The organism is Agrobacterium tumefaciens (assembly GCF_013337285.1).
GTDB lineage: Bacteria > Pseudomonadota > Alphaproteobacteria > Rhizobiales > Rhizobiaceae > Agrobacterium > Agrobacterium burrii.
Genome location: NZ_SUPW01000013.1, coordinates 67,512 through 77,492, shown reverse-complemented (window position 1 = coordinate 77,492; position 9,981 = coordinate 67,512). Strand labels below are relative to the sequence as shown.

The following is a 9,981-nucleotide window of genomic DNA, read 5'->3' as shown; positions in this document are numbered from 1 at the left end:
CTGCGTAGAGTAGCGCCAATGTTTGTTTCGAACTGCTCCATCTGTCGTGGAGCAATGATCCGGCCACATATTGGGTGCGGTAAGCTTCTGCCCCTAGGGACTTTTTTATATCTGCGAGTATTTTAGGAGCGCGGTTTAGACTGGGAGCAAAATCGAACTCGGGCTGCTTGTAGCGATCAGCGCCATGGTGCAAGTATAGAAGTGCTCGAACAACCGTCTTGATAGACTTGTCTTCCGAGTTGGCGTGTATGGAAAGGCTGTCCAGGCTGAAAATTCGAGCGAATGCTTGGTATCCCCCAAGGGGATCATAGATGTCTGACAAAAAATCAACGCCAGTCAGAACGTAGCGAGAGACGATATCGCGGTGTAAGTCGAGTGGATGGTCAATCAAGCCAACCAAAAGATCGTGATCATCCATGTGATCGAGTACAGCATGCGTCATCAAGGCGTGACGTACTGGTTGGGCATCAGGAAATAACGCCCAACCAATAAAGCCAGATGAAAGAACCTCTCTAAATCCAGGATAGGCGGGTTCGCTGCTCAAAATCACATTAAGTGCGTCTCTGGCTCTAAACTCCCGGCCCAGCACGATTTCTTTAAACGTTTTCTGAGTGGGGCTTTTCCTGGGTAGCTGATGTTTTTCCAGCAGAATCTCGATTGCCTTCACTGCTGCATTTAGTTCTCCAGAATCAAGAATTTCTACTACGTCCATTCCGCTAGCTCCTGTTGCTTCGGGATGACGATATTCGAGGTTGGAATTGCTTTCGACGCTGGGCGGGATATTTTTTATGTAACGGGTAAGATATTCATCTCAAGAAATCCGCACAGATCCAATGGCCGTTCCGGTATAATGAACGGTATTTTATAAAAGGATTTTCAATTAATGTCATTTAATCAAATAATTAATTGATTATTTAGATTCCCTTCACCCGCTCCAGAGAAATTATCTTCCGTAGTTCCTATCTATTTGTTATTGTTATTAAATAGAAAGTCCAGCGTTTGGCTTTACCTATTTTTCACATACGGTGCCACAAATGAGCCCCAGCCGGCCCGCTTGGGTATTGAGGCATGGCATAGGCGGCAAACAGGAGGCAAAAAGAATCCAGTTCGCTATCTGACGGAGCGGTCGGCGTCTTCTACCGCAGCTAAGGATACCCCCGCAGCTACTCGAAATGGATGGTCCAGGACAGGATATCCGGATAATCATCATTTAGTTGATGGATATGCTGGGTTGCTGTATAGGGCTCCAAACGCAGTAATCAAGAGACGCTCGTGGCTACTAAAAAAAACGAAGGCAAAGGCGATTCGAGGATGCTGTCGGTTGTCGTTCCTTGTTACAATGAAGTGGATGGCCTGGGTGAACTGCATCGTCGCGTGACAGAAGTTTGCGTGAGCTGTGTTTCTGATCAGTACGAGTTAATCCTTGTAAACGACGGATCTTCTGATGGGACTTGGGCCGCTATGTCTAAATTGGCAGAGCGAGACAGACACATCGTTGCCGTTAACTTATCACGCAATCATGGACATCAGCTTGCTTTGACTGCTGGGCTGAATATGTGCCGCGGTGACCGCGTATTTATTCTCGATGCGGATCTGCAGGATCCGCCCGAGTTATTGACAGACATGATGAGCCGTATGGATCTGGGTTGTGACGTTGTCTTTGGACAACGAATAAAGCGTGAGGGCGAAACAGCGTTCAAAAGAGCCTCAGCCTTTATTTTTTACCGCCTTCTCAATAGGATAGTGGATATAGACATTCCACCAGATACGGGCGATTTCAGGTTGATGAGCCGGCGTGCGCTCGATGTCTTGAACAGCATGCCAGAGCATCACCGTTTTATTCGCGGAATGGTTAGCTGGATTGGGCTACGGCAGGAGGCGGTTCAATATGAGAGAGCGCCTCGCTTTGTTGGTGAGACAAAATATCCGCTTCACAAGATGATTCGTTTTGCGATCGATGCCATCACGGGATTTTCGATCCGCCCGCTTCGAGTGGCGACATACGTGGGTCTAGGTTTTGGCTTTCTGGAATTGCTTCTGCTTGGATATGTGATTGTCGAATACCTCCTCGGGAACACGATTGAGGGTTGGGCGTCGCTTGCCGTAATTGTGCTTGCAGTTGGAAGCGTGCAGTTGTTTGTGGCCGGGATTATGGGTGAATACCTAGGTAGACTTTACATAGAATCAAAGGGGCGGCCCTTATTTATTATTCAGGACGTTCTTTGCTCGGAGGAACTAGTAGTCAATACGTCAACAGTAAAGGCGCTCGAACATGGACAACGAGACCAAGACGCAGGGCTCTAGAGGAGCACGCCTGCAAGCCGAATTCGACCTCCTGGCCGATGAGTATCGTAATGTTCACAAAGAAAACATAGCGATCACGGGCGAAGCTCCGGAGTATTTCTCAGAGTATAAAATCGCCGATCTCGCAAGGTGGTTCACACGAGAGAATAAACCCGTGGCGAGCATCTTAGATTTTGGAAGCGGTATAGGTAATTCCTTACCGTATTTCCGGAGCTACTTTCCTGGGAGCGAAATAAATTGCGCAGATGTTTCCGCACGCAGCATTGAAATTGCACAAACTCGATTTCCCGGCAACGAGAATTACCTGCTGATTGATGGAAACGTACCATTGCCAACGGATAGCCAGGACGTTGTGTTTTCTGCATGTGTATTTCACCACATTCCGCATGACGAGCATCTGCATTGGTTGGCAGAGTTGTGCCGCGTTACAAAGCCAGGGGGCGTTCTCGCCATCTACGAACATAATCCCCTAAATCCACTTACGCAGCGCGCCGTCAATACATGCGAACTTGATGTCAACGCCCATCTCATACGCGGAGGCGTGATGCGGGCTCGGGCTCGGAAAGCAGGTTGGGCGTCTGCTCAGGTAGCATATAAGGTATTCTTCCCTTCCGCTCTGGGAAAGTTGCGGCCACTGGAGAAACGCCTTGAATGGTTAGCTTTAGGGGCTCAGTACCGCATGCTAGCACGGAAGAGCGCATGATTGACGCTGTTTGGCAGGTTCTTCGCTTTGGCACAGTCGGGCTTGTTAATACTGCCGTTGGTCTCCTTGCTATCTATGTACTTATGTATGTATTTGATACGAATCTGCTGATCGCAAATGCCTCTGGGTATATAGTCGGTCTTTTAGTAAGTTTCTTATTAAATAGAACCTGGACTTTCAGGAGCGATCAGCGGACGACTGTGGTGTTGCTGCGGTATATAGCGGCGGCGCTTTTTTCGTATTCTTTAAATTTTCTTATTGTACTTTATGGCGACATGTATTCATCGGTGAATCAATTTTTTTTGCAAATTATTGGAATTTCATTTTATACGGTTTCCATGTTTATACTATGCAGATATTTTGTATTTGCTGTTCGGTCCCACTAACCGTGGCAGGAAGTGATAAATTGGAGATTCAATTAAATGGTGGATGATGACCTGCCGTCTCGCGTATCTGCTGATGAGTGCAATATTATACACGGTCTCAAGACGTCGACATGCCAGTGCAAGCCTGATAGACGGTTGGTGAACGAATTGCCCAACGGCGATCCTCTATCGAGATAGTGTTGAACAGTTATACGGATCACAGGACGGGGCATCAATTGCTGAAATTTTCGGACGGCGTTTCTCGACAAACCCCGAAGTCTCTACTCCAGATCGGCACCGCGCTTGCCTATGGTTTGGCCATCACTATATTTCTGTTAATCGCTCAGAGCGTCATTGACAATGTCCATATCACGACGACAAACGGACTTTGGAAGAGCATCGACATTAGAAGGTGGATCGAAAGCCCCTCCTGGTCGCTGATGCAGCCATCGAATGCAATTTTCTATCCGGTGTATGCAACTCTTGCGAAATTGCTGACAGAGGTCGGCGTGTATCCAGACTTGGTCTGGCGACAAATGGCTGTAATTAATGCGATATTCGCTGGAGTTGCGGGAGCTGTTGCCTTCGCATTCGTCGCAGCTTGGACGCGCAATCTCTTCGTCACCTTGTTGGCGGTAACGGCATATATGATGTCGGGCTACATTCTTCTGCACGGGCTCATCAACGAAGACATTATGCCAGGATACTCAATCGTTTTGACGAGCACGCTACTGGCTTGCGCCTGGTTCGGTCGGCCGTCGGCGCCGCGAATTATGGTTGTAGGAGTGCTTTTCGCAGTTGGGTGGTTGTTTGAATGGCGGCTCATGTTTCCAAGTCTGCCGCCATTGTTACTCGCGTTATTTCTGGCACCCGGTACTCGTTCGCAGCGCATCTTGAGGCCGTTTTTATTTCTTGCCGCGATGGCTGTCCCGCCGGCGATTGTAGCGATGCTTACGCTGACCGTGAATACGGCGGAACAAGCCATCACGTTGTTTACGACGTTGTTTTGGACTGGCAAGGGTGTCGGTAGCGGTTGGGGTGGCTTCTCTCTTAACAAGGTTTGGTTCGAATGGGCCGGGGTCGCGGAAGCGCTAATCGGCGGACGATATATTTGGGACCCTGCTTGGTTAATGACGACTCAGGCGACGGAAATCCTCGTTGCGACAGCGTTGTTGCTGGTGCTCGGCTGGTTATGTTTGCAGTATGCGTGGCGCAATCGGAGTAATCCGACAGTTTGCGCGGCCTTCGTGATCGTAGGGGGAAACGCCGGGTGTGGAATCGTTTTTAATCTCTATTCACAACCCCAAGACCCGCAGATGCAGATCAACGTTACGATCTGGTTGCTATTCGGTTGGGTGCTTCTGATAGATCGCCTGATACGGATGAGCAAACTCGGATCGTCAATAATTTTGCAAAGATTTGCACTAGCACTGGCAGTCGCTTCCCCGATCGTTTTGGGGAGCTATAACTTTGCTGTTGCTTACGCAGTGAAAGGTTATGACACTAGGACGATGAATCGGATCGCTGCCATTAATGCGCAGTTCGATCCGAGCAAAACAGTATTTGTGTACCATGACTTCGACGGCACGATCACATGGCAATCGTCGCTATACGGCATGGCTTCTTATGTCGGGATAGAGACGCTGCCGCCGGCACCTGCGCAAGAGCCCCTATTTAAGTGGATCGGGTTTGTTAGGGATGCCGTGCAACACCCGGAGTGGACTGCCGAGCAGCACGCTACAAAGGTGACTGCCGACATTGATCGCGCCCTTGAGCTTGGGTATCGTTTGGTGACGCCCGCGTATTGGACAGGCAGCGAGGACGAGTGGGTCCAAGGTTTTGCGACAGTTGTTGCTGATTCAAACAAATCGCGCGAGATCTGGCGTTTGTTGCACCAAAACTTTACAGCCACTAAAATCTGGAGTGAACCGGAGGGAGAGTCCTGGTATGAGATCACTCGCCGAGCGTGTATGTCGCAAAACCGGTCGGATTGTTCATAAGTCGCCGCTTCCTGAAGGTGTGGCTGCAGAAACTGGGTTGGGCGAGTCTTAATTGAGCCGCGTTTGTCTCATTTCGCCGGTTTTCGAAATGTCATAAATGATGACTGCTTGTGACAGGCTTTATCAAACATTGTAATGCCGATACTCGCGTAGCTAGTAAAAGAATATATCAGGACAAGGCAGCATTGGCGATGCCCTCGCTCAGCACTATCTCGCTGGAACCGTCGTGCTTGTTTCTGAAAGCAAAGGCTGGGTCCTTTTCACGCACTCCAGTTTCACGGTTTTCGAGATGCTTCCTAACTGAAAATATGGCGCGCCATTTTGTAGTTGCTATGCGAATATGCAATTTATCTTGACTACGATTAAATTGCACGTGATAGTTGATGCAGTCGTAACATTATGGGGAAGTGTTATGAGTCGCAAACTTCTTTCGGAATTTTTGGGAACTTTCTGGCTTGTCTTCGGTGGCTGCGGCAGTGCGGTTTTCGCTGCTGGGTTTCCTGAGCTTGGTATTGGTTTTCTCGGCGTTGCTTTTGCTTTTGGCCTGACGGTTCTGACCATGGCCTATGCGGTCGGAGGTATCTCCGGCGGTCATTTTAATCCGGCGGTTTCCGTTGGTCTGGCGGTTGCCGGCAAGTTCCCGGCATCGAACCTCGTCCCTTATATTGTGACGCAGGTCCTGGGTGCGATCGTCGCGGCGGCGGCGCTTTATGTCATCCTTACCGGCAAGGCGGGGGCCGAAATTGGTGGCTTTGCCGCCAATGGTTATGGAGAACATTCACCGGGCGGATATTCCCTCGTATCAGCGCTGCTGATCGAGGTCATCCTGACGGCGTTTTTCCTGATCGTCATTCTGGGATCGACGCATGGCAGGGTTCCGGCCGGTTTTGCGCCGATCGCCATTGGACTTGCCCTCACCCTTATTCATCTGATTTCCATTCCGGTCACCAATACCTCGGTCAATCCGGCCCGCTCGACGGGACAGGCATTGTTTGTCGGTGGATGGGCGCTGCAGCAGCTCTGGCTGTTCTGGCTTGCTCCGATACTCGGCGGCGCCATCGGTGCTGTGATCTGGAAACTTTTCGGCGAGAAAGAGTAAGGCCCAAGGCCAGCGCTCTCTTCGCCCGCGCAGACATGAATGGGACGTTTGTTTCCCTGAATGGTCGGGGAAACCAGTGAGGAGGATGACATGGATCTTACTTCGATATTGGCCCAAATCGTGGGCGGTGCGGTTGGCGGCACGGCTGGCGGGAAGATAGTGAAGGATTCCGATCTCGGCTCACTCGGCAACCTGATCGCCGGCGCCATCGGTGGCATCGGCGGCGGAACAGTGCTGGGCTCGCTGCTCGGAACCGCGGGAACTGCAGCGGCCGGCGGTGTGGATATCGGCGCTCTTGCCGGCCAACTGGTTGGTGGCGGTGTCGGCGGTCTGATCGTTCAGATCATTGTCGGCCTGATCAAGAACAAACTCGTCGCCAAATAGGGTCGTTCAGTCACCGTCGTGGTGATGTGACAGACCTTGCCGGAGGAGACACCTCATTCGGCAAGGCATTCTGGTCTATTGCGTATTGATAGCGGCAACGCCGCCAGAACCGGATTTTTGCGAGATGCAGTAGCACGGGTTGCAATGGTGGGACGTATTCTGCGGCCGCCGAAGAGAGGTGCGAAGACTGCATTCACCGATGTTGCGGATGCCGCGTCAGGCCTAATTCTTGACGGCCGGTATATGCGGTGTCTTGTTCCAGACGAAGGGTCTGGTTTTCAGTTCCACAACCGCGCGCCATGCCGCAAAAGACAACATCAGCCAGTAAAACGGGATCGCTAGCCAGCGTTTCCCGACCTGTTTCTTTTCATAGGGTATCATTCTGTTTCGGCCCATCAGCACGAAGATGGTGTAGCTTCCGAAAATATTCAGCGTATCGATGATGAACAGAATGCCCTGCCAGGAAAACAGTATATCTGTGCCGCTTTCCAGGATCGCCCTGGCCATGAAGGTGAAGGAAAGAAACAGCAGGGGGTGGGTCAGTGACGATAAAAGCATTCCGCCGATCAGCAGTTGAAAGACGATATAGTCGATCCATCCCATCTGGCGCGCAGTTGTAACCGGCGCACGGGTCATCACCAGCCAGCTTTGCAGCCAGCCCTTGTACCAGCGCGCGCGCTGGCTCAGCCAGACGGAGAGCGAGGTTGGCGCGTCCTCCAGCGTCTGCCGCCTAATGACACGGCAGCGATAACCGAGCCTGTGCAGCCTGAGGCCCATATCGGCATCTTCCGTCACATTATAGGGGTCCCACGCGCCAACGCGGCGCAACACGGCGGTGCGAAAATGGTTTGAAGTACCGCCGAGCGGCAGCGGCAGCCTGTGTGCGGCAAGAACCGGCAACATGCAGCGGAAGAGACCGGAATATTCCAGTGCGAAACACGCGCTGAGCCAGGAGGAGCATGCATTGCTGACAATAAGTGGCGCCTGCAGGCAGGCCACTTCATCCGGCTGGCTGCGAAAGGTGGCATGGGCTTCGCGCAATTGCTGCGGATGGGGACGGTCTTCCGCATCGTATACGACAACGAATGTACCCCGCGCCCCAGCGAGTGCATAGGTCAGCGCCTTGGGTTTGGTGCGCGGCAGGGATGGCGGCACTTTTATGACCTCGATATGCGGACCGGGACTGACACGCCTGATGGCGGCGATCGTCGCGTCATCATCCGCTTCGCAGACGAGCTTGATATCCAGTCGGGACCTGGGCCAGTCCAGACGCTCCAGCGCGCCGATGAGCTGCTCGACGACTGCCTCCTCGCGATAAAGCGCCACGAGAACGGTGTATACCGGCAGGTCGCTGTCGTTTCGGAGCGCGGGGAGGGTTTGTTTTTCGTTTTCCGTTGGAGCGTGCGGAACATTAACGAGCGCAAACAGCCTGAAAAGCAGGGTGAAGAAATAGAGCATCGTCAGGCTGACGTGAACGTAAGCCAGAGCCACTTCCGCATAAAACAGCAGCGACAGCATCAGCAGCGTAACCAGAACGCCGGTGTAGAAACCCTGCTGGCCCTGTAATGTAATCCTGGCGGAATGGTGCGGCGCCACGTTGAAAAGCCGTTGTTGCACCTCGTGGCTGCGGCGTGTCTCGCCTGCCTTCCAGATTGCGCTGCGCATGGCATGCGGCGTGGTGACGGCAAGTTCGTCGAAAAGATGCGGATGCCGATCGAGCATGGTCTTCAGCGATTCTATCTGTCCCAGCGCCGGCACGATCAGAAGTAGCGGTCTGCCATTCAGCGGCTTCAGCCGAAGCAATTGCGTTTCGGCAAGTTGCGTATCGAGGTTCTTGATATCCTCGACCCGTTCCGGATCGATTTCCGGGAAAAACGGTAGCCGCAGAAATCTGGCAAAGGCACCGAAATAAGCTTCCGGCTGGACAAGGCCACTTGCCAGCAATTCATCTTCCATCGTCGAGCCGTTTTTAAGAGCCCGCTGTTCGAATGCGTCGATATAGGGCTTGCCGAAGCCCAGCGAGGCGAGGAACTGCGCCTGTCCGGGTTCAGCCTGTTCAGCAGCGATCCACTGTGGGTCATCGCCCGTGAATGAAAATGCAATTTTCCGTTCCGTTGACGTCGTGCGAAACGATTCTCGTGTATAATGGCTAGATTGATCCATGCATCGCCGCCGCCGTCATGGTAATGTCCCACATTCTGCCACGGACAGTATAGATGAGAATGACGAATGTAACGCGAAATATAGGTATTGGCTTTACTTTAGCTGTCGCTTTACAAATTTTTGGTGTTATTGGCGAAACCCATGCCGAGGGTCTCTCGGACGGAAACCGCATGCCGGTGCTGTTCGATGCGCAGGAGCGCTTTCCGGGCGGCGATCTTTCCTCCGTGCCCCGGATCAGGTTTTTGATGTCGGTTGATTTCCCGCCGTTCAATTTTACCGATCAGGAGGGCCGACTTGCGGGTTTCCATGTCGATCTGGTGCGTGAAATCTGCGCCCAGCTGAAGGTGGAAAGCAAGTGCCAGGTGCAGGCATTGCCGTTTGACGAGCTGGAGGCGGCCCTGGAAATGGGAGAAGGCGAAGCGGTGATTTCCGGCATCGCCACCACCGCTGACCTGCGCAAAAGTTTTACCTTCTCGCGCCCTTATCTGCTGTTGCCGGCCCGTCTGGCGGTCAACAAGGCTGCGAAATTTTCCGGCACCGGCGCTGATGCCCTGTCGGGAAAAAAAGTGGGAGTTGTCGCCGGTTCGCGGCATGAACAGATGCTCAAGGCATTTTTCCCGAAAGCCGCTCCGGAAGGTTTCGAGGGTTATGAGCCCATGTATGAAGCCCTGAAGACGGGCAAGGTGGACGCCATCTTTGCTGACGGCCTGCGCCTGCCTTTCTGGATTTCGGGAAGCGCCGCCGAGGGCTGCTGCGCGCTCTTTGGCGGACCTTATATGTCCGACAGGTTTCTTGGCGAAGGCCTTTCCATCATGGCGGTCGATCCGGACAATGTGCTTGTGCCGGCCTTTGATCAGGCGCTTGCCGCACTTTCCCGCAACGGCAGGCTGGAAGAAATCTACCGCCGTTATTTTCCCTACGGGCTCTATTAGAGCATTCGGGAAAACGGTGTAGCGGCTTCAC

General features: G+C 52.5%; 9 protein-coding genes. 7 read left to right on the top strand and 2 right to left on the bottom strand.

Going from position 1 to position 9,981, the window contains the following annotated elements:
* The coding region (locus FCH38_RS22855; RefSeq protein WP_174375267.1) for a hypothetical protein at positions 1-712 on the bottom strand (712 nt) is incomplete at its 3' end.
* 560 nt (positions 713-1,272) lie between these two features.
* On the opposite strand from FCH38_RS22855, the gene FCH38_RS22850 reads away from it, so the two are divergent.
* From FCH38_RS22850 to FCH38_RS22825, 6 genes are all read left to right on the top strand, one after another.
* The gene (locus FCH38_RS22850) at positions 1,273-2,304 is read left to right on the top strand and encodes a glycosyltransferase family 2 protein (protein WP_336510817.1); all 1,032 of its coding nucleotides are present in this window, start codon (positions 1,273-1,275) and stop codon (positions 2,302-2,304) included.
* On the top strand, positions 2,273-3,007 hold the full coding sequence (locus FCH38_RS22845) for a class I SAM-dependent methyltransferase (RefSeq protein WP_153513131.1): 735 nt from the start codon (positions 2,273-2,275) through the stop codon (positions 3,005-3,007). Before FCH38_RS22850 ends, FCH38_RS22845 begins: the two co-directional genes overlap by 32 nt.
* Positions 3,004-3,393 carry a GtrA family protein gene (locus FCH38_RS22840; protein ID WP_174375266.1) on the top strand — a complete coding sequence of 130 codons (390 nt, stop codon included), beginning with the start codon at positions 3,004-3,006 and terminating at the stop codon, positions 3,391-3,393. Before FCH38_RS22845 ends, FCH38_RS22840 begins: the two co-directional genes overlap by 4 nt.
* A gap of 179 nt (positions 3,394-3,572) precedes the next feature.
* The gene (locus FCH38_RS22835) at positions 3,573-5,372 is read left to right on the top strand and encodes a hypothetical protein (protein WP_153513133.1); all 1,800 of its coding nucleotides are present in this window, start codon (positions 3,573-3,575) and stop codon (positions 5,370-5,372) included.
* Positions 5,373-5,784: 412 nt separating this feature from the next.
* Positions 5,785-6,471, top strand: coding sequence for an aquaporin Z (gene aqpZ, locus FCH38_RS22830; RefSeq protein WP_149898510.1), 687 nt, complete (start codon positions 5,785-5,787; stop codon positions 6,469-6,471).
* A gap of 90 nt (positions 6,472-6,561) precedes the next feature.
* The gene (locus FCH38_RS22825; protein ID WP_174375265.1) at positions 6,562-6,855 is read left to right on the top strand and encodes a hypothetical protein; all 294 of its coding nucleotides are present in this window, start codon (positions 6,562-6,564) and stop codon (positions 6,853-6,855) included.
* A 222-nt stretch (positions 6,856-7,077) separates the two neighbouring features.
* On the opposite strand, the gene FCH38_RS22820 is transcribed toward FCH38_RS22825, so the two are convergent.
* Positions 7,078-9,018, bottom strand: a complete 1,941-nt coding sequence (locus FCH38_RS22820) for a glycosyltransferase family 2 protein (RefSeq protein ID WP_174375264.1) — start codon at positions 9,016-9,018, stop codon at positions 7,078-7,080.
* Positions 9,019-9,188: 170 nt separating this feature from the next.
* Here FCH38_RS22820 and FCH38_RS22815 point away from each other — a divergent pair, with 170 nt between their 5' ends.
* On the top strand, positions 9,189-9,950 hold the full coding sequence (locus FCH38_RS22815) for a transporter substrate-binding domain-containing protein (RefSeq protein ID WP_153513134.1): 762 nt from the start codon (positions 9,189-9,191) through the stop codon (positions 9,948-9,950).
* The last annotated feature ends 31 nt before the right edge of the window (positions 9,951-9,981 follow it).